The sequence below is a fragment of the Pectobacterium carotovorum genome (assembly GCF_900129615.1).
GTDB classification, from domain to species: Bacteria; Pseudomonadota; Gammaproteobacteria; order Enterobacterales; family Enterobacteriaceae; genus Pectobacterium; species Pectobacterium carotovorum.
Genome location: NZ_FQWI01000001.1, coordinates 142,713 through 169,109 on the forward strand (window position 1 = coordinate 142,713; position 26,397 = coordinate 169,109).

The 26,397-nt window shown below is 50.9% G+C and carries 24 protein-coding genes; 12 read left to right on the plus strand and 12 right to left on the minus strand.

Going from position 1 to position 26,397, the window contains the following annotated elements:
• Positions 1-92: 92 nt before the first annotated feature.
• The gene (gene argS, locus BUB06_RS00600; protein ID WP_010306783.1) at positions 93-1,823 is read right to left on the minus strand and encodes an arginine--tRNA ligase; all 1,731 of its coding nucleotides are present in this window, start codon (positions 1,821-1,823) and stop codon (positions 93-95) included.
• Positions 1,824-2,480: 657 nt separating this feature from the next.
• Here argS and BUB06_RS00605 point away from each other — a divergent pair.
• Together BUB06_RS00605 and cutC are read left to right on the plus strand one after the other, a co-directional pair.
• Positions 2,481-3,029 (plus strand): VOC family protein, encoded by a 549-nt coding sequence (locus BUB06_RS00605; RefSeq protein WP_039472799.1) that lies wholly within the window; start codon positions 2,481-2,483, stop codon positions 3,027-3,029.
• Between the two features lie 284 nt (positions 3,030-3,313).
• Complete coding sequence (gene cutC / locus BUB06_RS00610) at positions 3,314-4,072, plus strand: copper homeostasis protein CutC (protein ID WP_039472803.1); 759 nt, start codon at positions 3,314-3,316, stop codon at positions 4,070-4,072.
• 156 nt (positions 4,073-4,228) lie between these two features.
• Here cutC and cmoB read toward each other — a convergent pair whose 3' ends face one another.
• The 5 genes from cmoB to BUB06_RS00635 all read right to left on the minus strand — a co-directional run bounded on the left by cmoB (position 4,229) and on the right by BUB06_RS00635 (position 8,773).
• The gene (gene cmoB, locus BUB06_RS00615; RefSeq protein ID WP_039472806.1) at positions 4,229-5,215 is read right to left on the minus strand and encodes a tRNA 5-methoxyuridine(34)/uridine 5-oxyacetic acid(34) synthase CmoB; all 987 of its coding nucleotides are present in this window, start codon (positions 5,213-5,215) and stop codon (positions 4,229-4,231) included.
• Positions 5,212-5,955 carry a carboxy-S-adenosyl-L-methionine synthase CmoA gene (gene cmoA / locus BUB06_RS00620; RefSeq protein ID WP_010306764.1) on the minus strand — a complete coding sequence of 248 codons (744 nt, stop codon included), beginning with the start codon at positions 5,953-5,955 and terminating at the stop codon, positions 5,212-5,214. Before cmoA ends, cmoB begins: the two co-directional genes overlap by 4 nt.
• Before the next feature lie 155 nt (positions 5,956-6,110).
• A complete protein-coding gene (locus BUB06_RS00625) occupies positions 6,111-6,506 on the minus strand; it encodes an MAPEG family protein (RefSeq protein ID WP_014915147.1) in 396 nt (131 codons plus the stop codon).
• Positions 6,507-6,661: 155 nt separating this feature from the next.
• Positions 6,662-7,474, minus strand: coding sequence for a DUF72 domain-containing protein (locus BUB06_RS00630; RefSeq protein WP_080726783.1), 813 nt, complete (start codon positions 7,472-7,474; stop codon positions 6,662-6,664).
• Between the two features lie 78 nt (positions 7,475-7,552).
• Entirely contained in the window at positions 7,553-8,773 is a 1,221-nt protein-coding gene (locus tag BUB06_RS00635) for an EAL and HDOD domain-containing protein (protein WP_039472810.1), read from the minus strand.
• Between the two features lie 458 nt (positions 8,774-9,231).
• Between BUB06_RS00635 and aspS the strand changes: the two genes are divergently transcribed.
• The 6 genes from aspS to ruvB all read left to right on the plus strand — a co-directional run bounded on the left by aspS (position 9,232) and on the right by ruvB (position 14,552).
• Positions 9,232-11,028 carry an aspartate--tRNA ligase gene (aspS, locus tag BUB06_RS00640; protein WP_039472813.1) on the plus strand — a complete coding sequence of 599 codons (1,797 nt, stop codon included), beginning with the start codon at positions 9,232-9,234 and terminating at the stop codon, positions 11,026-11,028.
• Between the two features lies 1 nt (position 11,029).
• On the plus strand, positions 11,030-11,473 hold the full coding sequence (gene nudB, locus BUB06_RS00645) for a dihydroneopterin triphosphate diphosphatase (RefSeq protein WP_010275904.1): 444 nt from the start codon (positions 11,030-11,032) through the stop codon (positions 11,471-11,473).
• A 23-nt stretch (positions 11,474-11,496) separates the two neighbouring features.
• Positions 11,497-12,240 carry a YebC/PmpR family DNA-binding transcriptional regulator gene (locus BUB06_RS00650; protein WP_010275900.1) on the plus strand — a complete coding sequence of 248 codons (744 nt, stop codon included), beginning with the start codon at positions 11,497-11,499 and terminating at the stop codon, positions 12,238-12,240.
• A gap of 63 nt (positions 12,241-12,303) precedes the next feature.
• A complete protein-coding gene (ruvC, locus tag BUB06_RS00655) occupies positions 12,304-12,825 on the plus strand; it encodes a crossover junction endodeoxyribonuclease RuvC (RefSeq protein WP_010307920.1) in 522 nt (173 codons plus the stop codon).
• A gap of 91 nt (positions 12,826-12,916) precedes the next feature.
• Positions 12,917-13,534 carry a Holliday junction branch migration protein RuvA gene (gene ruvA / locus BUB06_RS00660; RefSeq protein WP_039472816.1) on the plus strand — a complete coding sequence of 206 codons (618 nt, stop codon included), beginning with the start codon at positions 12,917-12,919 and terminating at the stop codon, positions 13,532-13,534.
• Between the two features lie 7 nt (positions 13,535-13,541).
• Entirely contained in the window at positions 13,542-14,552 is a 1,011-nt protein-coding gene (ruvB, locus tag BUB06_RS00665) for a Holliday junction branch migration DNA helicase RuvB (protein WP_010307912.1), read from the plus strand.
• 75 nt (positions 14,553-14,627) lie between these two features.
• Here ruvB and BUB06_RS00670 read toward each other — a convergent pair whose 3' ends face one another.
• From BUB06_RS00670 to BUB06_RS00680, 3 genes are all read right to left on the minus strand, one after another.
• Positions 14,628-16,007 carry a carbohydrate porin gene (locus BUB06_RS00670; protein WP_010307908.1) on the minus strand — a complete coding sequence of 460 codons (1,380 nt, stop codon included), beginning with the start codon at positions 16,005-16,007 and terminating at the stop codon, positions 14,628-14,630.
• A 167-nt stretch (positions 16,008-16,174) separates the two neighbouring features.
• A complete protein-coding gene (locus tag BUB06_RS00675) occupies positions 16,175-16,480 on the minus strand; it encodes a PTS lactose/cellobiose transporter subunit IIA (protein WP_138255298.1) in 306 nt (101 codons plus the stop codon).
• A gap of 166 nt (positions 16,481-16,646) precedes the next feature.
• On the minus strand, positions 16,647-17,975 hold the full coding sequence (locus BUB06_RS00680; protein ID WP_010307901.1) for a PTS cellobiose transporter subunit IIC: 1,329 nt from the start codon (positions 17,973-17,975) through the stop codon (positions 16,647-16,649).
• 459 nt (positions 17,976-18,434) lie between these two features.
• Here BUB06_RS00680 and BUB06_RS00685 point away from each other — a divergent pair, with 459 nt between their 5' ends.
• The gene (locus tag BUB06_RS00685; protein WP_039472822.1) at positions 18,435-19,394 is read left to right on the plus strand and encodes a LacI family DNA-binding transcriptional regulator; all 960 of its coding nucleotides are present in this window, start codon (positions 18,435-18,437) and stop codon (positions 19,392-19,394) included.
• 94 nt (positions 19,395-19,488) lie between these two features.
• Here BUB06_RS00685 and znuB read toward each other — a convergent pair whose 3' ends face one another.
• On the minus strand, positions 19,489-20,274 hold the full coding sequence (znuB, locus tag BUB06_RS00690) for a zinc ABC transporter permease subunit ZnuB (RefSeq protein WP_039472825.1): 786 nt from the start codon (positions 20,272-20,274) through the stop codon (positions 19,489-19,491).
• The gene (gene znuC, locus BUB06_RS00695; RefSeq protein ID WP_039472827.1) at positions 20,271-21,029 is read right to left on the minus strand and encodes a zinc ABC transporter ATP-binding protein ZnuC; all 759 of its coding nucleotides are present in this window, start codon (positions 21,027-21,029) and stop codon (positions 20,271-20,273) included. Before znuC ends, znuB begins: the two co-directional genes overlap by 4 nt.
• Positions 21,030-21,106: 77 nt before the next feature.
• Between znuC and znuA the strand changes: the two genes are divergently transcribed.
• The 3 genes from znuA to lpxM all read left to right on the plus strand — a co-directional run bounded on the left by znuA (position 21,107) and on the right by lpxM (position 24,747).
• Positions 21,107-22,126: a zinc ABC transporter substrate-binding protein ZnuA gene (gene znuA / locus BUB06_RS00700; RefSeq protein WP_039472830.1), complete on the plus strand. Its 1,020-nt coding sequence runs from the start codon at positions 21,107-21,109 to the stop codon at positions 22,124-22,126.
• A gap of 12 nt (positions 22,127-22,138) precedes the next feature.
• Positions 22,139-23,461 (plus strand): murein DD-endopeptidase MepM, encoded by a 1,323-nt coding sequence (gene mepM, locus BUB06_RS00705; RefSeq protein ID WP_010307879.1) that lies wholly within the window; start codon positions 22,139-22,141, stop codon positions 23,459-23,461.
• A gap of 314 nt (positions 23,462-23,775) precedes the next feature.
• Positions 23,776-24,747 carry a lauroyl-Kdo(2)-lipid IV(A) myristoyltransferase gene (gene lpxM / locus BUB06_RS00715; RefSeq protein ID WP_039469143.1) on the plus strand — a complete coding sequence of 324 codons (972 nt, stop codon included), beginning with the start codon at positions 23,776-23,778 and terminating at the stop codon, positions 24,745-24,747.
• A gap of 124 nt (positions 24,748-24,871) precedes the next feature.
• Here the strand turns inward: lpxM and pyk are convergent, their stop codons facing one another.
• Positions 24,872-26,314, minus strand: coding sequence for a pyruvate kinase (gene pyk / locus BUB06_RS00720; protein ID WP_010310094.1), 1,443 nt, complete (start codon positions 26,312-26,314; stop codon positions 24,872-24,874).
• Between the last annotated feature and the right edge of the window lie 83 nt (positions 26,315-26,397).

The following is a 26,397-nucleotide window of genomic DNA, read 5'->3' on the forward strand; positions in this document are numbered from 1 at the left end:
GGATGTTCGCCATAAAAAAACGCCATTGGTTTGTCACCAATGGCGTTTTTGCTTTCAATCGATAGATAAATAAGTTTTCAGTCGATGGAGAATTACATCTTCTCGACGGTTTCGATGCCCAGCGTATCCAGACCTTGCTTCAACGTTTTCGCAGTCAGCAGTGCCAGTCTCAGACGGCTTTGACGCACGTCGTCACTTTCGGCATTGAGAATCGGACAGTGCTCGTAGAAACCGGAGAACAGGCCCGCCAGATCGTACAGGTAGCTACACATCACATGCGGCGTGCCTTCACGGGCGACGGAAGTGATGGTTTCTTCAAATTGCAGCAGACGCGTGGCAAGCGCAAATTCGCGCTCATCGTTCAGCGTAATTGGCTGCGTTAAGCTGTCTTCCTGTATGCCTGCACGCTTGAAAATAGACGCGACACGCGTATAGGCGTATTGCATGTAAGGCGCGGTATTGCCTTCAAACGCCAGCATGTTGTCCCAGTCGAAAACGTAGTCCGTCGTGCGGCTCTTCGACAGGTCGGCGTATTTGATCGCGCCGATAGAAACCACTTTCGCCAGCGCGGTTAACTCATCGCTTTCCATCTGTGGATTTTTCTCTGCAATGAGCTTCAGGGCGCGATCGTAGGCTTCATCCAACAGCTCTGACAGTTTGATCGTTCCGCCTGCGCGCGTTTTGAATGGCTTACCATCTTTACCCAGCATCATGCCGAACATGTGGTGTTCCAGGCTGACAGAATCAGGCACATAGCCGGCTTTACGCACGATGGTCCAAGCCTGCATCAAATGCTGATGCTGACGAGAATCGATGTAGTAAAGCACGCGATCGGCGTTCAGGGTTTCATAACGGTATTTGGCGCAGGCGATATCCGTTGTGGTGTAGAGATAGCCGCCATCCTTTTTCTGGATGATAACGCCCATCGGTTCGCCTTCCTTGTTTTTATATTCATCAAGGAAAACGACCGTTGCGCCTTCGCTCTCAACCGCCAGACCTTTTGCTTTCAGGTCGGCAACGATGCCCGGCAGCATGCTGTTATACAGGCTTTCACCCATTACATCCTGTTTGGTCAGCGTGACATTGAGGCGTTCATAGTTGATCTGGTTCTGCGTCATGGTGATATCGACGAGCTTGCGCCACATCTGACGGCAATACTCGTCGCCACCCTGCAATTTCACTACGTAAGCGCGCGCGCGTTCGGCGAAATCGGCGTCTTCATCGTAGTGTTTCTTCGCTTCACGATAGAACGCTTCGAGATCGGACAGATCCATCTCGCTGGCGCTTTCGTTTTGCATTTTTTCAAGGTAGGCGATCAGCATGCCGAACTGCGTACCCCAGTCGCCAACGTGGTTCGCACGAATCACGTTGTGGCCTAAAAACTCCAGCGTACGGGCCGATGCATCACCAATAATGGTTGAGCGCAGGTGACCGACGTGCATTTCCTTCGCGACGTTAGGGGCAGAGTAGTCAATTACGATCGTTTGAGGCTCAACTGGGGTTAAACCCAGTTTTGGTGCATTCAGGGCGTTCTCAACCTGGCTCGCAACCCACTGCTTATCGAGAAAAATATTAATAAATCCCGGGCCTGCGATTTCTGTTTTTTCCGCAATGCCCTCCAGCGCCAAAAGTTGGACGACTTTTTCGGCCAATTGTCGCGGCGGCATGCCCAGTTTTTTTGCCACGGCCATGACGCCATTGGCCTGATAATCACCAAACTGTGCTTTTGCCGACTGACGAATCTGAGCTTCGCTGTCTGCTGGCGCGCCCGCGGCGGTTAACGCCTGGCTGACTTTTTCGGAGAGAAGAGCCTGAATATTCACCGGTTTACCTTAAATAAAAAATTAAGCCTTGCTTATACCATATTTGCCTTTCCTCGTCAGCAGACGGGGTGAGGCAAAGGGATGTTCAGGCGAAAAAATACCCGGCAAGCGGGAGGTAAAAGAAGGGGCGATGATATGAAAAAAATGGATAAGGAGAACACGACAAAAAAGAAAAAGTAGTTTTAGGTAGAATAAAAATAAATCAAATCGCGATCTTAACGTTTTCTTGACCGACTATTTACACCAATTTTATGTGAATCTCTGGTTTTAAAATGACGAAAAATAGCGTATGCCGCAATAGCGATAAGCGCGATGGATATAATGAGCAAAACCATGATGATATCTCTGCGTTATTATTTGTTTTCTTAATTTATACGTTTTCTTTTCGGCGTTCAATGGGGCGATTATTATTTAAGATTCCTCCCAGAATAGATTGCGAGAAGTATCGCAGATTACACCAGGTAAAAAACATTTCCGTTTATTAATCAAACACCATGGTTACCTTTTCTTTGCATTTAATGCGTTTCACGTAATGAAGGTGTAAATAAATGTACGTGGATAAAAATAGAATTTAATTAGGATGTGTCACGGGTATGATATTCTCACAGTGCAAATGGTGATTGATAATGTGAGAGGCCGCGAGGAGTGTTACCCGATATGTTACCCGATGATTTGATGACGGATTTAGCGCGATTTGAGCAAGCGCTACAGGAATTGGCCGATGTGCTACAGCTGGATTTAGGCGCATTTCATGCGGACCATATTTCGCTGCGCTGCCATCAGAATACGACGGCTGAATCATGGAAAGCGGCGCTGCTAAAGTCTGGCAGCCTGCTGTCTGAAAACCAAATCAATGGCCGCACAATCTGCTTGTTTATTCTGGACAATGCCATCGCGGTCGGCCCCTGGCAGATTACCTGTATCGAGCTACCGTGGCCGGGGAAAAAGCATTATCCGCATGAAGGATGGGAACATGTGGAGTTGGTGCTGCCCGGTGAGGCAGAAACGCTGCATCAGCGTGCGCTAGCCTGCTTGTCTGATGATGCGCTGCGTGCGCCGGGCATCAAGCTTAAATTCAGTTCTCCGCAAGGCGAAAAAGAGCGAATTCCTAATCCTACGCTGGCGGTAACCGACGGGAAAGTGACAATAAAGTTTCATCCATTTGATATACGTGATGTTGTCGCAAGCGAAATGTTGACGCTATAAAAATAATGTATGGCTCGTGCGTAGCGTAATCAGAAAGATAACATTGGCGGAAAGATAAAATGGTGTGCCACGTTATTGATGCCATTTTCTTTTACAGTGGAACAGATTAATAAAACTGTGGTTTATGTCATGTTTATTTCGGCACTGTATCGCGTTCATTGTGACTCCTGTCTCCTCACGATATGAATGCGAATGCCATAGTTATTACTTTAATCGGCGTTATGATTCGTCGATTTTTCGATAATTAAGAAAAGTGGTCTGGGAGTTTACATGGAGGAGCAGCGATGACGAAACTGGAAGTATGCTGTTATAGCGTTGATTGCGCGATAACAGCAGCGCAGTCTGGGGCTGACAGGATTGAACTCTGTGCAGGACAGCGAGAAGGCGGGTTAACGCCATCTTATGGTGCGCTGCGTGGCGCGCGTGAAAAGGTCGTGATTCCTGTCCACCCGATTGTGCGCCCGCGGGGAGGCGATTTTTGCTACAGCGCGACGGAATTTACTGCCATCAAATACGACATTGAGCAGATTCGTGAGATGGGTTTTCCCGGTGTTGTGGTCGGTGCGCTCAACGAGGAAGGGCACATTGATTTGCCCAAAATGCGCGAAATCATGGCGGCGGCTCAAGGCATGGCGGTGACCTTTCATCGCGCGTTCGATATGTGTCTGAACCCATACATTGCACTGGAACAGCTCACTGAGCTTGGTGTATCGCGCATATTGACCTCCGGGCAGCAGCAGACGGCGGAAAATGGGTTGCGATTATTACGTGAACTAACACAGGCCAGTCGCGGTCCAATTATTATGGCGGGTTCCGGCGTGCGCTTGACTAACGTGCACAAATTTCAGCAGGCCGGTATCCGGGAACTGCACAGTTCCGCAGGCCAGTGGACACCCTCTCCGATGCGCTATCGCAAAATCGGCGTGTCGATGTGTTCTGATACGGAATTAGATGAGTTTAGCCAGTATTGCGTGGATGGTGATGTGGTAGAAGCAATGAAGCGGGCAGTCAGCCCGGACCGTGAAATGCAGTACGTGTCATGACGTAAAGAATTTCACGGTGCAGGGGTAGAGCGACAGCGTTGTTCGCAACACCACATCGTCATTCTTCAATTTTGCCGCGCCGCATACCATCAGGTGTGCATGGCAAGTACCAAGCCCCAGCGTGTTGCTGGGGCTTTTTTTGTCTAGCGCAGTAATTTAGGGCTGGTAGATGCCGGGTTTACGGGCAACCAGTACGGCACGTACTGGGGCGGGGTAACCTTCCACCGTTTTCGTTGGATCCTCAGGATCGAGGAATTCAGCCAGCGACTCCGTGATCATCCAGTCAGTCCGACGCTGTTCCTGCGTTGTCGTGGTACAGATATCGACGACGCGGACATCAACGAACCCGCATTTCTCAAGCCATGTTGTCAAGGCTGCGGCAGAAGGGATGAAATACACATTGCGCATTTGTGCGTAGCGTTCTCCCGGCACCAGCACCTGATTTTCATCGCCTTCAATGACCAGCGTTTCCAGCACCAGTTCGCCACCTTCCATCAGCTGATTCTTCAATTGCCACAGATGATCGAGCGGGGAGCGACGGTGGTACAGCACGCCCATAGAAAACACGGTATCAAACGCAGCAAGTTCGGGGAGTTGCTCAATGCCGAGCGGCAGAACGTGCGCCCGCTGATCGTTGCCGAGTAGCTTACGCACGGCCTCAAATTGGCACAAGAACAGCTGCATGGGATCGATGCCGACCGCCATCGTGGCGCCTTCACCCACCATCCGCCACAGGTGATAGCCGCTGCCGCAGCCTACATCCAGAATCAGGCGATTCTTCAGCGGGCTGATATGCGGGAGAACACGTTGCCATTTCCAGTCAGAACGCCATTCTGTGTTGATATCCACGCCGTAAAGCGAAAAAGGGCCTTTACGCCAGGGCATCAGGTTACGCAGCAGCTTTTCAATGCCTTCACGCTGGCCGACGGAAATATCGGGCTCCATGCGTGCTGTGACGCTGTCGTTCAAATCCAGTGACGTTGGCGTTAACGACGGGAGATGTTCCAGCGAGTTAAACCAGAGTTTGAACTTACCGTGCAAAGATTCCTGCTGCCAACTGCTGAGCTGTGAAGGCAGCGTGTTAAGCCAGTGGCTGAGCGGACCTTTTGCGATTTGCTGGTAAAAATTGCCGAAATCGATCACGCCTTTTCCTCTGCTTTCACGGCTAATAATGAGCCAAAATTAAAACACTGAAACCAAATCTCGCTGTGCTCAAAACCGGCATCTGCCAGTCGAGCCTTATGGGTTTCTACTGAATCGGTCAGCATGACGTTTTCCAGCATGCTGCGCTTTTGACTGATTTCTAACTCGCTGTAGCCATTTGCCCGTTTGAAATCGAGATGCATGTTGAACAGCAATTCACCGACGTCTTTGTCCGCAAAATTGAATTTCTCTGAGAGCACGAGTACGCCACCGGGATTGAGTCCCTGATAAATACGCTTGATGAGTACCTGACGCTGGGAAGGTTCCAGAAACTGAAGGGTAAAGTTCAGCACCACCATAGACGCATTTTCGATATCAATGTTCAGGATATCGGCTTCTATAATCTCAACGGGGGTATCGGAACGGAAAGCGTCAATGTGGCTGCGGCAGCGTTTCACCATTGCCGGAGAATTGTCTACCGCGATAATTTTGCAATCTGGGACATGAATATTACGTCGCATAGACAACGTGGCTGCGCCCAGCGAGCACCCTAGGTCGTAAACGTGGCTATCCGGGCGGACGAAGCGTTCTGCCAGCATGCCAATCATCGAAATGATGTTGGAATAGCCGGGTACAGAACGTTGGATCATATCGGGGAATACGTCGGCAACGCGTTCGTCGAATGTCCAGTCGCCTAAATTGGCAATTGGCACAGAAAAAAGCATATCGCGGTTTGGCATGGCAGAAAGTGCACTGAGAGTAATAAAGAGGCGCGCATTCTAGCAGAATACACAGTGTTCTTCACCTTCCACAGGGTATGGACGCGGTTTTTGATTCCCGGACGCATAAATTCCGAGCGTCCGAGAGAAACAGGTCTCGTTCTTGTTTCACGCCATCAGTACAGCGTGAAAACCAGATCCCAGGGGAGATAATAGAGGTTTGCTGCAATCATCAGGATGAGCGAGGCATAGGTTGCCGCCATACCTGAACGTCGCCAGCGGAATTCGCGATGCCGAAGGCCGTAGTAGTGAACTAAACGTCCGGTGATCAATAAAATGCCGCAGAAGTGGATCATGATGATAAGGGCGCCGTTCATTTCCATCAGCACCAGCAGAATCGCCGCAATCGGAATGTATTCCACCGCATTGCCATGTACCCGGATCGCCGTTTGCAATTCATAAAATCCGCCGTCGCCATAGGCCACGCGATACTGCATTCTGAGTTTCACAACATCAATAGACAGCTTTATCAACAAGATTGCGCCAAGCACGATATAGAGCGCACTTACCATGTTTTACTCCGTAACCTAACCGAAAACGGCTTGCAGAATAATAGCTTTACCTAACGCAACTGTCGCCTGTAAAGGCCGATTTTTTTAGCGGAAATGCGTTGCATTGTAAAATTGTTTATAACCAAACGGGCTAACACATGTCAGTAACGGGTGGATCAAAAGAGCGTCGCCTGCTGTGGCCAATCCGGCTGGGGCGGAAAGGTCGGGTCGATCTCGGCGAGTAAAGGCCAAAGCTGCTGCGCCAGCGGTGGGGCATCACCGATATCCGGTGTGTGAATAAAGAAGAAGGGATTTGCCTCGCGCCACTGCGGCAGCTTGTTACGCCATGACTCGAACCAGCGAAGATTTTCTTCCAGCGTTTCACTGCCGATAAAGCGAATCAGCGGCTGCGTGGCCGTCAGCACGGCGTGTACAGGTACGCGAGGCTTCTTCCGCTGGGCTTCACGCATGGCAGCGCTTTCTGGAGCGGCGTGGTGAACCGGACGGCTGTCAAGAATCACGCGATTAATACCGCGCTGCTGTAGCCCCTGATTCAACGCGCGTTCTTCATCGCCTTTGGCAAAAAATAGCGGGTGACGTACTTCCACGCCGTAGCTAAATCCCTGCGGCAAGGCATCAAGAAAGCGCCATAAAACGGGCAACTGTGTGGGGCCGAAGGCGGCGGGAAGCTGTAGCCAGAGCTGTCCGATACGGTGGGCAATCGGTTCAAGGCATTGATAAAAAAGCCCAACATCGTTATCACAGTTCTGCAAGGCAGTTTTATGACTGATCGTTGAGGGAAACTTGAAGCAAAAGCGGAAGTCATCATGCGTCATATCACGCCAGCGCTCGACAACCTCGCGTGAAGGCAACGCATAAAAAGTCGTGTTACCTTCAACACAGGTAAAATAGCGGCTGTAGTCGGCAAGATCGTTTAATCCCAACCGACTCCAGGCGGGATGCTGCCATTGTGGTAATCCGATATACATCATGTCGTCGCCATCAATAGGATAGTGACGATTATCGCGTAATTGTCCGGGCAGCGCGAGTGAACAGAGAGAAATCGTTCATAAAATCTCATCCGCCCACTGTGTTGCCTCCATGATCATGCTAAAGAAGTTTTCCTCATCAATGCCCAATTGGGTTAACAGTTGCTCAAGTTCTTCCCATTCTTGCTGTTCGTATTTAGCGATTAACGTCAGATAAATCGCAAGCTCGCCAGTATTTTCTAACAAGCTCTGGTTAATTTTTTCCGATAGGGCAATTTGTGAGAGCAGCAGCGGCATCGGGGAATCCAATACAGCATCAAGCAGCGACAATAATCCGCAGAGAAACGCCTCGGTGGTATCGTCCTTTACGTTGAAGGACGCGTGCAACAGCTCGAAGAGCCTGGCGCGAATTAAGCTGGTGCGATAAAGCTCGCTGGGTTTATTTTCATTACTATTGGTAATGCTAATTAACGAGACAAAACGTTTAAGTTCCCGCTGTCCAAGCAGCATCGCCATCGCGCGGAAAGACATCGAGGTCGCGGTGATACCAAAGCGCGTGTTGTATTTGATATTGGTGATGTGGCGCATCAATTTATAATAAAGCGACAGATCGGCGCAGACCAATTCTTCGATCGTGGCATAGTTGATCTCAGGTTTATTGACCTCTCGCAGCAGCCTGATGGTATTGCTGGAGTTACTGACCAATTTTTTTGATTTGATCATCTCAGGTCGGCTGAAAAAATATCCCTGAAACAGGGTGATGCCCAGCTTTTTACTTTGCAAGTATTGCTCATGCGTCTCTACTTTTTCAGCCAGATAGATTAACTTGCGCTGTGTGGTTCTTTTGATGAAATGTTCAATGTCGCCAAAAGTCGACAGGGTTAAATCGAATTTGATGATATCAACGTAGGGCAAAAACCGATCCCACTCTGAGTCCATTGAAAAATCATCAAGTGCAATTCTGAAGCCTTTTCTTTTCAGCCTTTTTACAGCAGTAAAGAGATCGTTATTGGGGATCGAATTTTCAAGGATCTCAATAACAACCTTTTCCTGTGGTAATACTTCAGCCTGGCCATTGATCAACATCTGATGGGGAAAATTAATATAGTAAGGTTGTTCTTCAACCACGGACTTTGTCAACGGATTGGTTAAGAACTGATCGGAGATAAGCTGTGCGGTTGCAAATTCAGGGCTCACGTCAGGAAATCTATTGGTGACGTCCATGCGAAAAAGTAGCTCGTAAGCAACGGTTTGTAGGTGTTGATTTAAAATGGGTTGACGGGCAACAAATGAATACATAGTTGTTCTCCATGTAAACCATACGCATTTGCCAGCAATGGGAAAGCGCTTTTTATTAAAATTTTTATAAAAATAAGCAGTTACTCAGTAATTTTAGCAGGTTTTATTAAAAGAGAAGGTTAGCTTCCGCAAATCCTCACGCGATGTGTGTCGGTGAGTTCTGCCTCTTTGGGCTGATGATTGGGGTTTCCTCTGGCGTTCAGTTTTGCAACAACTCTATGCGGATTAGTGAACATTCCGTTAACCGGAACGGAAATTTCGTAAAAAGAGTAGGCGACAGCGTCGCAGAGCGTTACCTTCATGCTTATCGTTCGGGCGAATATCCTTTATAATAGCCGCCTTTTTTCATCAGACAGTAACCCAGAAAAACCATGCCGTGCAGCGAAAATGCCACTGTTTTTGCACTGTGATCTACCGTGAAAACGTGTGAGCTGGCGGATGAGTAAAAGGACATCGTGATGCGTACTAATTATTGCGGGCAGTTGAATTCGTCCCATGTGGGCCAGGAAGTGACATTGTGCGGTTGGGTTAACCGCCGCCGCGATCTGGGTGGTTTGATTTTTATTGATATGCGTGACCGCGAAGGGCTGGTTCAGGTGTTTTTTGACCCGGATCGTCAGGACGCATTTAAACTGGCATCCGAGTTGCGTAACGAGTTCTGCATCCAACTTACCGGTGTCGTACGCGCCCGTCCAGAAAGCCAAATCAACAAAGATATGGCGACGGGTGAAGTCGAGATTTTTGCCAACGCACTGACGATCGTTAACCGTTCTGAAGCGCTGCCGTTGGACTCCAACCAAACCAATACTGAAGAAGCGCGTCTCAAATTCCGCTATCTGGATTTGCGCCGTCCTGAAATGGCGCAGCGCCTGAAAACGCGTGCTCGTATCACCAGTTTTGTGCGTCGTTTTATGGACGAGCACGGCTTCCTGGACATCGAAACCCCGATGTTGACGAAAGCGACGCCGGAAGGCGCGCGTGACTATCTGGTGCCGAGCCGCGTACATAAAGGCAAATTTTATGCGCTGCCGCAGTCCCCACAGCTGTTCAAACAGTTGCTGATGATGTCTGGTTTTGACCGCTACTATCAGATCGTCAAATGCTTCCGTGACGAAGACCTGCGTGCTGACAGACAGCCAGAATTTACCCAGATCGATGTGGAAACCTCTTTCATGACCGCGCCACAGGTGCGTGAGGTGATGGAGAAACTGGTGCGTGAACTGTGGCAAGACGTGAAAGGCGTCGATCTGGGCGATTTCCCGATCATGACGTTCGCAGAAGCCATGCGCCGTTTCGGTTCCGACAAGCCCGATCTGCGTAACCCGCTGGAATTGGTCGACGTTGCCGATCTGGTTAAAGACATTGAATTCAAAGTCTTCTCCGGCCCGGCAAACGATGCTAAAGGCCGCGTTGCCGCTATCCGCGTACCGGGCGGCGCACAGCTGAGCCGTAAGCAGATTGATGAATACGGCAAGTTTATTGAAATCTACGGCGCGAAAGGTCTGGCTTACATTAAGGTCAACGAGCGTGCCAAGGGTCTGGAAGGCGTGCAAAGCCCGGTAGCAAAATTCCTGAGCGAAGATGTTCTGTCTGCTGTGTTGGATCGTACTGCGGCACAAGATGGCGACATCCTGTTCTTTGGTGCGGACAGCGCGAAAGTGGTGACCGATGCGCTGGGTGCGCTGCGTCTCAAGCTGGGTCGCGATCTGAGCCTGACGAAAGACAATAGCTGGGAACCACTGTGGGTCGTCGATTTCCCAATGTTTGAAGAAGATGGCGAAGGCGGCCTTGCTGCGATGCACCATCCGTTTACCGCACCGCGCGACATGCTGCCTTCTGAATTGGCGGCTAACCCGGTTTCGGCGATCGCCAACGCGTATGACATGGTCATTAACGGTTATGAAGTGGGCGGCGGTTCCGTGCGTATTCACAGTGGTGAAATGCAGCAAACCGTGTTCAGCATTCTGGGTATTACTGAACAAGAACAGCGTGAGAAATTTGGCTTCCTGCTGGACGCACTGAAATATGGTACGCCGCCGCACGCGGGTCTGGCGTTTGGCCTTGACCGTCTGGTGATGTTGCTGACGGGCACCGATAACATTCGTGACGTTATCGCCTTCCCGAAAACGACGGCAGCAGCGTGTCTGATGACGGAAGCGCCAAGTTTCGCCAACCCGGCTTCGCTGGAAGAGCTTGCCATTGCGGTTGTTGTGAAAGGGAAAGCGGCTCAGGATGGAAAATCCGAGAACGAATAAGATGGTATACAAGCGACCCGTTTCGGTTCTGGTGGTGATCTATGCCCGTGACACCGGGCGGGTGCTGATGTTGCAGCGGCGTGACGATCCTGAATTCTGGCAGTCGGTAACTGGCAGCATAGAAGAAGGGGAAAGCGCGCCGTATGCCGCACAGCGTGAAGTCAAAGAAGAAGTTAACATCGATATATCCGCGGAAGCGTTATCACTCTTTGACTGTCAGCGCTGTATTGAGTTTGAGCTATTTGCTCATTTGAGACGTCGCTATGCGCCGGGGGTCACGCACAATACCGAACACTGGTTTTGTCTGGCGTTACCTGCTGAGCGCGAGGTGCAATTATCCGAGCATCTTGCTTACCAGTGGCTGGATGTGCCCCATGCGGCGCAGTTGACCAAGTCCTGGAGCAACCGGCAGGCGATTGAGGAATTTGTTATTTATCCGGCCTGAACAGGCTTTTTTCGGAGATTTTTATGGCAGGTCATAGTAAGTGGGCTAACACAAAGCATCGTAAAGCAGCACAGGACGCCAAACGCGGTAAAATTTTTACCAAGATTATCCGCGAACTGGTCACCGCAGCCCGTCTGGGCGGTGGCGATCCGGGTTCTAACCCACGTCTGCGCGCTGCGATCGATAAAGCACTGTCCAACAACATGACGCGCGATACGCTGAACCGCGCGATTGCCCGTGGTGTCGGCGGTGATGATGATGCCAACATGGAAACCATCATTTATGAAGGCTACGGCCCAGGCGGTACTGCTGTCATGGTGGAATGCCTGAGTGACAACCGTAACCGTACCGTTTCCGAAGTGCGCCACGCGTTTACGAAAACCGGCGGCAACCTGGGTACCGATGGCTCTGTTTCGTACCTCTTCACCAAGAAAGGCGTCATTTCTTATGCGCCGGGTCTGGATGAAGATGCGGTGATGGATGCAGCGTTGGAAGCCGGTGCCGATGACGTTGTGACGTACGACGACGGTGCGATTGACGTCTTCACGCCGTGGGAAACGTTCGGTGATGTGAAAGATGCGTTGGACGCGGCTGGCCTGAAAGCCGAATCTGCGGAAGTGTCGATGATTCCGTCTACCAAAGCGGATATGGATGCGGAAACGGCACCGAAGCTGATGCGTCTGATCGACATGCTGGAAGACTGCGACGATGTGCAGGAGGTTTACCACAACGGTGAGATCTCCGATGAGGTGGCTGAACTGCTGTAATGGCAGGTCGGTAATGCAACATAGCAACAGCTATCCACACGGGCGAATCGGCGGAGCGGCACTATGACAATAATAGTAGGCATCGACCCCGGTTCGCGCGTGACGGGTTATGGCATTATCCGTCAGCAGGGGCGTCATCTGACGTACCTAGGCAGCGGCTGTATCCGTACCGTGGTGGATGATATGCCCACGCGGCTGAAGCTGATTTACGCTGGTGTCAGTGAAATCATTACGCAATTTCGCCCAGACTGTATGGCGATTGAGCAGGTTTTCATGGCGAAAAACCCGGATTCAGCCTTGAAGCTGGGGCAGGCGCGCGGTGTAGCTATCGTTGCCGGCGTGAATCAGGATCTGCCCGTGTTTGAATACGCGGCACGGCTGGTGAAACAAACGGTGGTAGGAACGGGCGCGGCGGATAAAAAGCAGGTGCAGCATATGGTTCGCTCACTGCTGAAACTATCGGCCAGCCCGCAGGCGGATGCCGCCGATGCGCTGGCGATTGCCATTACTCACTGCCACTTTAGCCAAAGCCTGCTGCGAACAGCGGCGGCGAAAGTGAACCCGCTGGCAGGAAGACTGCGCTGAAACAGGGGGCTGGATATTCATCCAGCCTTTTTTATGTTATATACTCGTCATACTTCAAGCCATTCTTTCCCTACGTAAAAGGAAGCGCAACGTGATAGGTCGTCTCAGAGGCATTATTCTGGAAAAACAGCCGCCGCAGGTGCTGATAGAAGCTAACGGCGTGGGTTACGAAGTCCATATGCCGATGACGTGCTTTTACGAACTCCCTGAACTCAATCAGGAAGCGGTCATCTTTACCCATTTTGTTGTTCGCGAAGATGCACAGCTGCTGTTCGGCTTTAATGATAAGCAGGAGAGGGCGCTGTTCCGTGAGTTGATCAAAGTGAATGGCGTCGGGCCGAAGCTGGCGCTGGCCATTCTCTCCGGGATGTCCGCGACACAGTTTGTCAGCGCCGTTGAGCGTGAAGAAATCGGTGCGTTGATTAAACTTCCGGGCGTCGGTAAGAAAACGGCGGAAAGATTGGTTGTTGAAATGAAAGATCGCTTCAAAGGCTTGAGCGGCGATCTGTTTAATCCAGTCAGCGATATTCCGCTGGCATCGCCCGCTACCGCAGACAGCCGTGTTAGCGATCCAGAAACAGAAGCCGCAGCAGCATTGGTTGCGCTGGGCTATAAACCACAGGAAGCTAGCCGCATGATTTCCAAGATTGCGCGTCCCGATGCTGACTGTGAAACCCTGATCAGGGATGCACTGCGCGCGGCGCTGTGAGGTATTCATGATAGAAGCCGATCGTTTGATCTCCGCTGACGCCGTTCCCGAAGAAGAATTTATCGACCGTGCGATCCGCCCTAAATTGCTCACCGAGTATGTGGGGCAGCCGCAGGTGCGTGAGCAGATGGAAATTTTTATCCAGGCGGCCCGCAAACGTGGGGATGCACTGGATCATCTGCTCATTTTTGGTCCTCCCGGTCTGGGTAAAACGACGCTGGCGAATATTGTTGCTAACGAGATGGGCGTGAATATGCGCACGACGTCGGGCCCGGTATTGGAAAAAGCCGGCGACCTTGCCGCGCTGCTGACTAATCTTGAACCGCATGACGTGCTGTTCATCGATGAAATCCACCGTCTGTCACCCGTTGTGGAAGAAGTACTGTATCCAGCGATGGAAGATTATCAGTTGGATATCATGATCGGTGAAGGGCCTGCCGCCCGTTCGATCAAACTCGATTTACCGCCTTTCACGTTGATTGGCGCAACGACGCGTGCTGGCTCGTTAACCTCGCCATTGCGCGATCGTTTCGGCATTGTGCAGCGTCTGGAGTTTTATAAAGTTGAGGATTTGCAGTATATCGTCAGCCGCAGCGCACAGTGTTTAGGGCTGGATCTGACATCGGATGGTGCGCTTGAAGTGGCGCGGCGAGCGCGGGGTACGCCTCGTATTGCTAACCGATTATTGCGACGGGTGCGTGATTTCTCCGAAGTTAAGTCAGAAGGGGCGATTACCGGTGATGTGGCGACGCAGGCGTTGGATATGCTGGCGGTGGATACCGAAGGTTTTGACTACATGGACCGTAAGCTGCTGTTGGCGATCATCGATAAATTCATGGGCGGCCCCGTCGGGCTGGACAATTTAGCGGCAGCGATTGGCGAAGAACGCGAAACGATTGAAGACGTGCTGGAGCCGTTTCTGATTCAGCAAGGGTTTATTCAGCGTACGCCGCGCGGTCGAATGGCGACGCAGCATGCCTATCGGCATTTTGGCTTAACGCGTGAAGATTTAGGTTAACGGGTGAAAAGCGTATCGCCTAAGAAATGCTTTCCATATTCAGGGAGACCACGCGGTCTCCCTGAGTTTATGTGATTAGAACCAGGCTTCCCACATTGCCCCAACGTTGAACGAATCGAGCTGCGTGTTGACGCCGGTCGTTGTCCGCGCGGTGTGTTTGTTATCGACTTCCCCGCCGGTGACGTAGAAGCGCAGCATCGGTCTGAACTCCGGTCCCATGGCGATCGATACATTCTGGGAAAGCGTCAGCTTCCACCCTTTGTTATCACCACCCTGACCGTAATCTACGTGTTGATAGCCCGCTTCAAGCCAGGTGGAATGCACATCATTCCAGAAATACATCGGTCGAACGATGGCATTATAGTTACGACGATCGTCCTGACTGGCTGAGTCATTCGAGTAGTCGTGGTAGGCCAGCAGATATTCGACCTGCGTTTGCGGCGTGAATTTGTATTTACCCTCAAAGCTGGCATAGAAGGTTTTCAGGTTGTCCGTTTTGTTGTAAACGCTGTTATCCGCATTATCCGAGTAGCGAGTGATAAACTGATTGAGGCTATTTTTTCCCGTGTGGCTCAGGACCGCGCCACCTTGCCAGGCTTTCAGGCGTGCATCGTTATCTACCGCTTTCGAGTCAAAACCGTAGTTTGCGTACAGCGCAAGATCCAACGGCCCCAGCTTGATGCCATGCACTTTGGACGTCAGTGCGTAATTACCTTTATCGCCCGTGCCGGAACTGCCGGTACAGCTGATGCGTGAGGGGTTCGCGTTATTCGTGATCACTTCGGGGTTACAGGACTCCACGGCCGCGACGGCCGCCACATCGAATTGAATACCACCGAGATCAAAATTCTTTATCCCTGCGCCCTGACCGTCGTGGTTCATCCAGAAGTAGTCGTTAATACCTTGCTGTGGACGCTGGTGGAAATCGCGCCCGGCCCAGAGATAGGCGTTTGGCTGAGAAGCAAAAAGGTTGGTGACGCCAGCATAGGCTTTTTTCAGGTTAACTTCGTCGCCCCAGTGGTCGATCATCACGACGACATCCCAGATTGCGCCGTTGTTACTTTTGAAAGCCTTGGAAAGCTGGAATTCACCGCCATTGCCTTCGTTGCCCAGACGGCCCAGTGCGGAGGCACCGTTATAGGAGCCGTCAACCGCAACATATTTCTGGTCACCGCTCTGGAATTGTGCACCGTAACGCGCATAGCCAGTGAAGTTGATGCCATAAGGTATCGCCATGTCAGGCGTTTTGGGGGCGTCGGGTGTCGTCAGCGGATCGACCTGTTTACTGGCAATCGCGTCTAATTTGGCCTGACGTTCCGCCAGCGCTTTTTCTACGGCCTGAGCAACGATGCGATCTAATTGCTCTTGAGTAATCGTTTCTTGTGCGAATGCGGAACCGGAGCAAAGGGCAGCCAGTACCGCCAGTGTAACGGGCAGTTTTTTGGAATTTGTCATAGTCATCTCAATTCGGTAAGTTATTTTCAGACAATAACCATCCCGCTCTGATTGGCGTGAATAATGGCACGGCGCTCAGAACAAGGTGATTGTTATTTTTTTAAACGGGTACAGCGTAATTAAATAACTGACGTAATCGACCCTCCCTATAAGGGGATTAAAATGAACTATTGCCGCTGATAGAGATGAATAATCTCTTCTGATAATTCGCGGGCGAGCAGTGATGTCATTAAATGGTCTTGAGCATGAACCATAATTAATGTCATCGGCTGTCTGGCTTCTCCCGCATCCTGTTCGATCAGCTTAGTCTGCATATGGTGGGCTTTGCGCGCGTAACCGTCGGCTTCCTTCAACAGATTTTTGGCTTCATCAATGTTACCTTTACGCGCAGCGTGTAGCGCTTCAAAACACAGACTGCGCGACTGTCCCGCATTGACGATAATTTCCATTACTGCATCTTCTAATGTAATCATCATATGACCTATTTTTATGTGAACGAATATTCGCAGCACGTATTTGCTATGCCGCGTTCTTGAATGTCGTCCGGGTCGATGAAAGCAAATAATAAAAATATTTCGACCCTAAACGCTTTATTTTCTTTCTTCTATTTAATATCTATCGCTGTTTTTATTAATCCTATTAATTACTGCTCACTGTTTTCGTCAGCGAAATATCGTCCTGTATTTTTTGCTCCTCGGTTTTCATTAATGTGCGTTCATAAGCTCGCAGGAACGGCAAATACATTAGCGCGGAAAACACCATGCACAGCAGGCACATGATTAGCGGGCTGAAGCTCCAGTTTGCGGCCCACGATGCACCAATGGGGGCCGGTGTGGTCCACGGCGTCAACGACACCACCTGCGCCAGCCATCCCATCTTGGTTGCGGTGTAAGCCAGCACGGCGTTAACCATCGGCACGAAGACAAAAGGGAGGAACAGCATCGGGTTCATAATGATGGGGGCACCGAACATGATCGGCTCGTTGATGTTAAAGAAGCTGGGTACGACGCCCATTCTGCCGATGGTCCGCAAGTGCGTGACCTTGCTGCGTAACAGCAGAAATGCCAGCGGTAGCGTCGAGCCTACGCCGCCAATCAACAGATAGTGATCCCAAAAGCCCTGTAAATAGATATGTGGTAAGACTTCGCCGGCTGCCAGCGCGGCCTGATTCACCGCCAGATTGGTCATCCAGAATGGATTCATGATGCCCGTGACAATCAGCGAGCCGTGGATCCCCGAGAACCAGAAAAGCTGGCACAGCAACACAGACAGAAGAATGGCAGGCAGCGAGTCTGAGGCGGAAACCAGCGGTGCCAGTAGGTGCATAATCGCTTCGGGAATGATCATGCCTGTTTGCGCTTCGATGAAAAGGTTGAGCGGATGCAGCGTTGCGACAATCACCAACACGGGAATGAGAATTTCAAACGAGCGAGCGACCCCCGTCGGGACTTCTTTCGGTAAGCGAATAGTAATGTTGTGCTGCTTCAGCGCCGCATAAACTTGGGTGGCGTAGATGGAGGTCAGTAAAGCGGTGAAGATCCCTTGTCCTGACAGATATTCGGTGGAAATTTTATCATCGGCGTAAGGCGCGGCGACAAGCAGGAAAGCCATAAACGCCAGCAGGCCGGACATCACGGAATCGAGATTGAGCTGCCTTCCCAGGCTGGCACCCACGCCTACGGAGATGAAAAATGTCATCAAGCCCATGCTGAGCTCGAAAGGCAGCATCAACTGTTCGCGATAGGTAATAGAAAAATCCAGCCAGGTACGGGCAAATCCGACGGTCGTATCGGCGGAAAACGGAGGGAAAATAAACACCAGCATAAACGAGCCGATGATCATAAAAGGTAGCGCGGCGGTAAAACCATCGCGGATAGCGATCACATACTTTTGCTGCCCCAAACGCCCTGCAAGCGGGGTAATCGATTGTTCGATAGCGGCAATCATTGATTGATATAAGGAACTCATGTGAACACCTTTTCATGTGTCGCCGTAGCAGCGACAGCTCGTCACCAAGTATGTTATCGCCACGTTGTACGCCGTAACTCATTGTATCTAAATATCTTACGGGAATGTCGCGTGTGGCAGCCTTTTATAAATGTGAGCCTATACCTGTTATCTTTCTTCCGCTGCGGACCGCATTTTCCGCCAAGCACAATGTAAAAAGTTATTGCTAAGATGATTGGATATCATATGGAAACCGTTTTCCATGCAAAGAAAAGAGAAGTGTGATGACCGTCAAGATGTGATGATTTCTGGCGGTATTAATTAGATTTGCATCACATCTTATTGGTAGAAATACGCATTGGATGTTAAACGGATAATCGGTTTCCATGCTGGATGGAAACGGTTATACTGCGAAGCAACGCAATGCGCGGTTGGTGTTTAGGGTTTTGAGTCGGATTTAGCGTTTTCCAGGGGCAAATGATGTCTACAATCAACGATGTATCGCGTTTAGCTGGGGTGTCCAAAGCCACAGTCTCCCGGGTGTTGAGTGGTTCACGCGGCGTAAAGGAAGCTAGCCGTCTTGCGGTGTTAAAAGCAGTTGACGAGCTTAAATACCGACCGAACGTCATCGCCCAGTCTCTGCTGAGTCAGTCAACTGGATGTATTGGCGTCATTTGCGCTCAGGACAACATCAACCAGACGACCGGCTACCTTTATGCGCTGGAAAAACACTTTAGCCGACATCAAAAGCATCTCTTGTTGCGGTTCGCCAGCAGCAGGGCTGAAGTTATGAATGTGCTTGATGAGCTGACCAGCGGCTTGTGCGATGACATTTTAATCATCGGCGCGCGCTTTCCGCTGAATCTGGCCGATAAGAACATCATTCTGATCGATTGCATGGAAACGGATACCACGAACAGCCTGCAATTCGATCACGCTTTCGCTACGGAAACCGCGTGTAATTACCTGATTCGGCAAGGAAGACGGCAAATTGCGCTGATCAATCCCGCCGCGAGCAGCTCAGCGGAGCAGGTGCTGTTAGGGTATAAGCGGGCGCTGGAAAATAACTTCTTACCGTTTAACCGCAACCTGATTTTTATGGATGCGTCTTCATCGTCGTCGGTGGCGCTGCAAGTGCTGCTCAATAACAGCACGACGCTGAATTTCAATGCGCTTTTGGTGGCGGATGAGCTGGAAGCCAAACGTGTGATTACGCAGCTTCAGGCGTTTAATAAATCTGTACCAAAAGACATCATGGTATTCAGTCTGGCAGGATCTCTCGATATTCCGGGCATTCCGGCGATACCAGCAATTGAATATTCGATGGATGCGGTGGCAGCCAGAATCGTGTCGTGGCTCAATGAGAAAACCCAGGATGTGCTGGGTTCGTATGTCTTACGGGGTGATTTAATCATTCCAGATATGGCTAACCGGAAATAAACGCTGCTCATGCCGTCTTCAAAAGCCCTTCTGAATCATGTATTCGGAAGGGCTTTTTGCTATTGAGTGTTTGTACTATTGAGCGATTGATAGGTTAGGTGGGTTGTCGCTTAATCAGGCTGACAATAAACAGCAGCGATGCGCACAGCACCACCGATGGCCCAGCGGGTGTATTGTAGCCAGCCGAGAATGCTAAACCGCCTGTTACGGCAATCATTCCAACAATAATCGCGATGCTTGCCATTTGTTCCGGCGTCCGTGCGAAGCGTCTGGCGCTGGCTGCAGGAATAATCAGCAGTGACGTAATGATCAGCGCACCCACAAATTTCATGGCGATACCAATCGTTAACGCGGTGGTCAACATCAGGAGCAGCTTGGTGCGCTGTAGCTTCACGCCATCGACGTGCGCCAGCTCAGGGCTGATCGTCATAGAAAGGAGTGCGCGCCATTGCCAGCACATAATGGCAACAACAACGATGACACCAGCGGCGATAACCCACAGATCCTCTGTTGTGACAGAGAGCAAATCGCCAAACAGATAAGCCATCAAGTCCACGCGCACGTTATTCATCAGGCTGACGACCACCAATCCAAGCGACAGGGCGCTGTGTGCCATGATGCCGAGTAACGTATCGATAGCCAGATAGGGGCGTCGCTCCAGCCAGACAAGCCCCAACGCCAGAATGAGCGTCACGGCAATAACGGCAGCAAACAGGTTGATGTTCAGCAGCAGGCCGAAGGCGACACCGAGTAAAGACGCGTGCGCCAGCGTGTCACCGAAGTAAGACATCCGTCGCCAGACGACGAATGAGCCGAGCGGACCGGCCGCAATCGCCAGCAAAATCCCCGCCAACCAGCCGGGAAACAGCAGTTCTATCATGCGTCGTTTCCACCTTGTCTTTTCAGAATGATACGTCCCTGTAGATCGTGACGATGATTATGATGGTGGCGGTAAACCGCCAATTGCTCCGCGCCGCGGTGGCCGAACATCGCTAAAAATTCGGGATGAAGCGAAACGACCTCAGGCGTGCCGGAGCAGCAAACATGTTGATTAAGGCAAAGAACTTCATCGGTTTTCGCCATCACCAAATGCAGATCGTGCGACACCATCAGTACACCGCAGTGGAATTCTTGCCGTAATTGGTTAATGAGGTCGTACAGCGCGAGTTGCCCATTGACGTCGACACCCTGCGTCGGTTCATCCAGTACCAGCAGTTGGGGCTGGTTGAGCAGCGCACGAGCCAACAGAACGCGCTGGGTTTCGCCACCGGAGAGCTTCTGCATCGGCTGTTCCAGCAGATGTGCAGCCTGAACCCGCTTAAGTGCTGGCAAAATATCCTGCTTTTTCACGCCGGGGCGCAGTTGCATAAAGCGGCTGACGGTCAAGGGCAGGGTGGTATCCAGATGCAGTTTCTGCGGAACGTAGCCGATACGCAGCGCGGGATCTCGTACCAGTGAACCGGAGGTGGGGGCAAGTAGCCCTAATACCACGCGCACCAGCGTCGATTTTCCTGCGCCATTCGGCCCCAGCAGCGTCAGAATTCGGCCTGCCTGCAAGGTAAGAGAGATATCTGACAGAACCTTTCGGCTGCCAAATGTAACTGAAATATTATTAAGTGATACCAATGTGGACATAGAATTCGGTTTGCATAACCCATGTAACGTTATAATATAACAAACAACACGATAAAAATCGATGGGAGCGACTTTTCATGCAGCAGTCTATTCAACAAAAAAAATCTATTCAGCAAAAAAAATGGTTAAAAAGTGTGTTTGTTGCCAGCGCGCTGCTCGCAAGCGGGATGTCAATCAGCGCGGCATCCGCTGCGGTCATTACGTCAATTCGTCCTTTAGGATTCATTGCGTCGGCTATTGCCGATGGTGTGACGCCAACTGAGGTTTTGTTACCTGATGGCGCGTCGCCCCACGATTATGCCCTGCGCCCGTCTGATGTCCAGCGTTTACAGTCTGCTGAACTGGTGATTTGGGTCGGGCCGGAAATGGAAGCCTTTCTCGGAAAGCCATTAGAGAAAGTTTCACCTGAAAAACAGATTACGCTTTCCGCGCTCCCCGCGATTAAAGCTGAGCTGGAAAAAGAGGCCGGACACGATCATGAGGATGGTCATGAACAGGCGCATGATGGCCATGAAAAAGGCCACGATCATAGCCATGCCGCCCATGATGACGGCGACGATGGCCACCATCATGGTGAGTACAATATGCACATTTGGCTGTCGCCGGAGATGACAAAACAGGCGGCAATGGCCATTCATGCAAAATTATTGGAACTTATGCCTCAGAATAAGGACAAACTAGACGCGAATCTGCTTTATTTCACGGATAAAATCGGGCAAGCAGATGAAAAAATTGTTAAGATGCTAGCGCCTGTGCAGGGTAAAGGCTATTTCGTGTTCCATGATGCCTATGGCTATTTTGAGAAACACTATGGGTTAAGCCCCTTGGGTTACTTCACGGTTAACCCCGAAATCCAACCTGGTGCACAGCGTTTACATCAAATACGAACACAGTTGGTTGAGCACAAAGCCGTATGCGTTTTTGCTGAACCACAATTCAGGCCAGCCGTTATTAATGCTGTTGCCAAGGGAACCGACGTGCGCTCGGGTGTGCTCGATCCATTGGGAAGCAATATTGCACTGGGTAGAGATAGCTATGCCGATTTCTTGTTGCAGCTATCGAACCAGTATGTGAGCTGTCTGGAGGAAAAATCATGAGGATACGAATAAGTGCAGCAGATAGTCCGAACTATCGCTCTGGCGTATAACAGCTTACCTCGGCCCCATCGCGTCATGCTGGGGTCGCTTACCGTTGTAACATTGGCCGTTGCTGTTTGGCGGCCTTTTGTTTATCCCCACGTCGATGATGCCCCCGTCATCGTGAAAGATATCGACCTGGAAACCAGCCAACTGCGTACGTTGACGCCTGAAGCCAGTGAACCGATAGACCAACCTTCGCCAGATGACGAGATTCCACAAGATGAGCTGGATGATAAGGTGGCCGATGAAGGCGGCGTACATGAGTACGTGGTCTCTACGGGCGATACCTTAAGCAGCATTTTGACGCAGTACGGCATTGATATTGCGGATGTCACCCAGCTTGCGGAGCAGAATAAAGATTTGCGGAACCTGAAAATTGGTCAGCAAATCTCATGGGCTCTGGCAGAAAACGGCGACCTGCAAAGTTTGACCTGGCAGATGTCCCGCCGTGAAACACGCATTTATGAGCGTGTTGGTGCCGATTTCAAAGAGCGCATTGAAACGTTGAAAGGCGAGTGGCGCAACAGCGTCCTGAATGGCCGAGTCAGCGGCAGCTTTGTCAGCAGCGCAAAAAACGCCGGTTTGACCAGCACAGAAGTGCGTGAAGTCATTAAAGCGCTGCAATGGCAGTTGGATTTCCGTAAATTACGCAAAGACGATACCTTCTCTGTCCTGATGTCCCGCGAAATGCTCGATGGTAAAAGTGAGCAGAGTGAGCTGGTCGGTGTTCGTCTGAATACGGGTGGCAAAGACTATTACGCTATTCGTGCAGAAGACGGTAAATTCTACGATCGTGAAGGTTCTGGGTTGACGCGCGGCTTTATGCGTTTCCCAACCATGAAACAATTCCGTATTTCCTCCAACTTCAATCCACGCCGTCTGAATCCTGTGACAGGGCGCGTCGCACCACATAAAGGTGTCGATTTTGCCATGCCAGTCGGTTCACCGGTTCTGGCCGTCGGTGATGGCGAAGTGGTGATCGCGAAACGCAGCGGTGCAGCGGGGAACTATGTTGCGATCCGCCATGGTCGCCAGTACACCACGCGCTATATGCATATGCATCGCATCTTGGTTAAACCGGGACAGAAAGTGAAACGTGGCGATCGTATCGGGTTGTCTGGTAACACTGGACGTTCTACTGGTCCGCATCTGCACTACGAATTCTGGATCAACCAGCAGGCGGTAAACCCGCTAACGGCTAAACTGCCGCGTTCTGAAGGGCTGGCGGGTAAAGAGCGTCGTGATTATCTGGCGCAGGTTAAGGAAGTGGTACCGCAGCTTAAGTTTGATTAATGATATCCGTCATACTTCAAGCTGCTTGTGCGTTGGCCGCCCTTACTCACCCCAGTCACTTACTTGTGTAAGCTCCTGGGGATTCATGCGGTTGCCGCCTTCATGCAACTTGAATTATTTAGGATAGATATTGATTGCATGTTATGCCGGTGGGGCTTGCTGCCGGCATTTTCATTTATAGAACATTTGATAGAACACAGGTTCCTGATTTTTTATTATCGAGCAGACGTGTTTTTGCGTAATTGCTGTCGGTGTTGCTAAACGCCGAGCGGCAATTATGATTATGTTTATTGATTGATCTGAAGAGTTTAGGCATGGAAAAAGAAAAAAAATCGAACGCTGAATTTGTTCCCCAGTTTCAACGCGCCTTTTTTCATCCGCGCTATTGGGGCGTTTGGTTAGGTGTTGGTGTGATGGCGCTCGCTGCCTATGTTCCCGCGCGATTAAGAAATCCAGTGCTGGGTGGGCTAGGGCGTTTTGTTGGGAGAATATCAAAAGGCGCCCGCCGCCGTGCCCGTATTAATCTGCTGTATTGCATGCCGGAATTAACTGAAGCACAGCGCGAAGCTATCATTGATGACATGTTTGCAACGGCTCCTCAGTCGATGATCATGATGGTGGAAGTGGGAATTCGTAACCCGAAGAAAATCGAAAAATACGTTCGCTGGCATGGCGAAGACATTCTGGAGCGTATTAAAGAACAAGAGAAGAACGTGATTTTTCTGGTTCCACACGGCTGGGGGGTTGATATCCCTGCGATGCTGCTGACCTCGCGTGGTCAACGTATGGCGGCCATGTTCCACAACCAGAAGAATGCGTTGGTGGACTACTGGTGGAATCGGTTACGTCGTCGTTTTGGTGGCCGCATCCATGCTCGTAACGACGGTATTAAACCGTTTATCAGCTCCGTGCGCTCCGGGTGCTGGGGTTATTACCTGCCCGATCAGGATCACGGCGCTGAGCACAGCGAATTCGTCGACTTCTTTGCGACCTATAAAGCAACGCTGCCTGCCGTCGGACGGCTGATGAAAGTGTGTCGTGCTGATATCGTGCCGCTGTTCCCGGTGTATAACGCCAAAGACGGCTGCCTGGATGTGTTTATCCGTCCGCCGATGGACGATCTAGCGGATGCGGATGACGTATATATTGCGCGGCGTATGAATGAAGAAGTGGAAATTCTGGTCAAACCGAACCCTGAGCAGTACACCTGGATTCTGAAGCTGTTGAAAACCCGCAAACCGGGTGAGATTGAACCGTACTGTCGGGACGATTTATACCGCGACTAACTTATACGGTAGATAACAGCGGGCTGATAGGCCGCATAGATAAAAAAGCCGGACGAGAAATCGTCCGGCTTTTTGCTGGTATGAACCGTCCACCACCTCAGCAGCAGAGCGGTTATGGTACTGATTATTCCACGCGCAGGATGCGGATCGTGTTGGTGGTGCCCACGGTACCCATGATGTCACCTTGTGTGACGATGACCAGATCCCCAGACATCAGGAACCCTTTGTCACGCAGCAGGATCACTGCATCATTGGCGGCAGCAACGCCGTCCGTGTAGCTGTCGAAATGCACGGGAGTAACGCCACGATACAGCGCGGTCAGGTTCAGCGTGTGCTCATGACGAGACATCGCGAAAATCGGCAGACCAGAACTGATACGGGACATCATCAGGGCGGTACGACCCGATTCCGTCATGGCGATCAGCGCGGTAACCCCTTTCAGGTGGTTGGCGGCGTACATGGAAGACATCGCGATGGATTCTTCGGTGTTATCAAACTGCACGTCAAGGCGGTGCTTGGAGACGTTGATGCTTGGGATTTTCTCCGCGCCTAAACACACTTTCGCCATAGCTGCGACGGTTTCAGCCGGATATTGGCCCGCAGCGGTTTCTGCTGACAGCATCACGGCATCGGTACCATCCAGCACGGCGTTGGCGACGTCCATCACCTCGGCGCGCGTTGGCATCGGGTTGGTGATCATCGATTCCATCATCTGCGTAGCGGTGATGACCGCACGGTTCAACTGACGGGCGCGACGAATCAATTTCTTCTGAATACCCACCAGCTCTGGGTCGCCGATTTCAACGCCTAGATCGCCCCTCGCCACCATCACCACGTCGGAAGCCAGAATAATGTCATCCATTGCGGCATCTGAGCAGACAGCTTCAGCACGTTCAACTTTTGATACGATCTTGGCGTGACAGCCCGCATCACGCGCAAGGCGGCGTGCGTAGTTGAGGTCTTCACCGGTACGAGGGAAAGAGACGGCCAGATAGTCGACGCCAATTTTTGCGGCGGTAATAATGTCGGCTTTATCTTTTTCCGTCAGCGCTTCGGCAGACAGACCGCCACCGAGTTTGTTGATGCCTTTGTTGTTAGACAGCGGACCGCCAACGGTGACTTCGGTATACACTTTCAGGCCTTCAACCTGCAGGACTTTCAACTGCACTCGGCCGTCATCCAGTAACAGGATATCGCCAGGTACCACGTCGCTCGGTAAGCCCTTGTAATCGATCCCGACTTTTTCTTTATCGCCTTCGCCTTTCGCTAAGTTGGCATCCAGCAAGAATTTGTCGCCGATATTCAGGAAAATTTTACCCTCTTTGAAGGTAGAAACACGAATTTTTGGACCCTGTAGATCGCCAAGAATGGCAACGTGGCGGCCTAATTTAGCCGCAATTTCACGAACTTTGTTGGCACGTAATAGATGATCTTCTGCTGTGCCGTGAGAGAAATTCATTCGTACTACGTTCGCGCCCGCACTGATAATCTTTTCGAGATTATTATCACGGTCGGTAGCGGGCCCCAGGGTGGTGACAATCTTGGTTCTTCTGAGCCGTCTGGACATGTATAACTCCGTTCACTTGTGAAGCTGTAGTGTTGCGATTAAGCGTCGAATAACGGTGCAAAATGTCACTTTACAACAAAACT

Coding starts and splice junctions, on each gene's coding strand:
- BUB06_RS00605 (WP_039472799.1), top strand. CDS start 2,481: ATGTTACCCGATGATTTGATGACGGATTTAGCGCGATTTGAGCAAGCG.
- cutC (WP_039472803.1), top strand. CDS start 3,314: ATGACGAAACTGGAAGTATGCTGTTATAGCGTTGATTGCGCGATAACA.
- cmoA (WP_010306764.1), bottom strand. CDS start 5,955: ATGCCAAACCGCGATATGCTTTTTTCTGTGCCAATTGCCAATTTAGGC.
- BUB06_RS00625 (WP_014915147.1), bottom strand. CDS start 6,506: ATGGTAAGTGCGCTCTATATCGTGCTTGGCGCAATCTTGTTGATAAAG.
- BUB06_RS00630 (WP_080726783.1), bottom strand. CDS start 7,474: ATGTATATCGGATTACCACAATGGCAGCATCCCGCCTGGAGTCGGTTG.
- BUB06_RS00635 (WP_039472810.1), bottom strand. CDS start 8,773: ATGTATTCATTTGTTGCCCGTCAACCCATTTTAAATCAACACCTACAA.
- aspS (WP_039472813.1), top strand. CDS start 9,232: ATGCGTACTAATTATTGCGGGCAGTTGAATTCGTCCCATGTGGGCCAG.
- nudB (WP_010275904.1), top strand. CDS start 11,030: ATGGTATACAAGCGACCCGTTTCGGTTCTGGTGGTGATCTATGCCCGT.
- BUB06_RS00650 (WP_010275900.1), top strand. CDS start 11,497: ATGGCAGGTCATAGTAAGTGGGCTAACACAAAGCATCGTAAAGCAGCA.
- ruvC (WP_010307920.1), top strand. CDS start 12,304: ATGACAATAATAGTAGGCATCGACCCCGGTTCGCGCGTGACGGGTTAT.
- ruvB (WP_010307912.1), top strand. CDS start 13,542: ATGATAGAAGCCGATCGTTTGATCTCCGCTGACGCCGTTCCCGAAGAA.
- BUB06_RS00670 (WP_010307908.1), bottom strand. CDS start 16,007: ATGACAAATTCCAAAAAACTGCCCGTTACACTGGCGGTACTGGCTGCC.
- BUB06_RS00675 (WP_138255298.1), bottom strand. CDS start 16,480: ATGATTACATTAGAAGATGCAGTAATGGAAATTATCGTCAATGCGGGA.
- BUB06_RS00680 (WP_010307901.1), bottom strand. CDS start 17,975: ATGAGTTCCTTATATCAATCAATGATTGCCGCTATCGAACAATCGATT.
- BUB06_RS00685 (WP_039472822.1), top strand. CDS start 18,435: ATGTCTACAATCAACGATGTATCGCGTTTAGCTGGGGTGTCCAAAGCC.
- znuB (WP_039472825.1), bottom strand. CDS start 20,274: ATGATAGAACTGCTGTTTCCCGGCTGGTTGGCGGGGATTTTGCTGGCG.
- znuC (WP_039472827.1), bottom strand. CDS start 21,029: ATGTCCACATTGGTATCACTTAATAATATTTCAGTTACATTTGGCAGC.
- znuA (WP_039472830.1), top strand. CDS start 21,107: ATGCAGCAGTCTATTCAACAAAAAAAATCTATTCAGCAAAAAAAATGG.
- lpxM (WP_039469143.1), top strand. CDS start 23,776: ATGGAAAAAGAAAAAAAATCGAACGCTGAATTTGTTCCCCAGTTTCAA.
- pyk (WP_010310094.1), bottom strand. CDS start 26,314: ATGTCCAGACGGCTCAGAAGAACCAAGATTGTCACCACCCTGGGGCCC.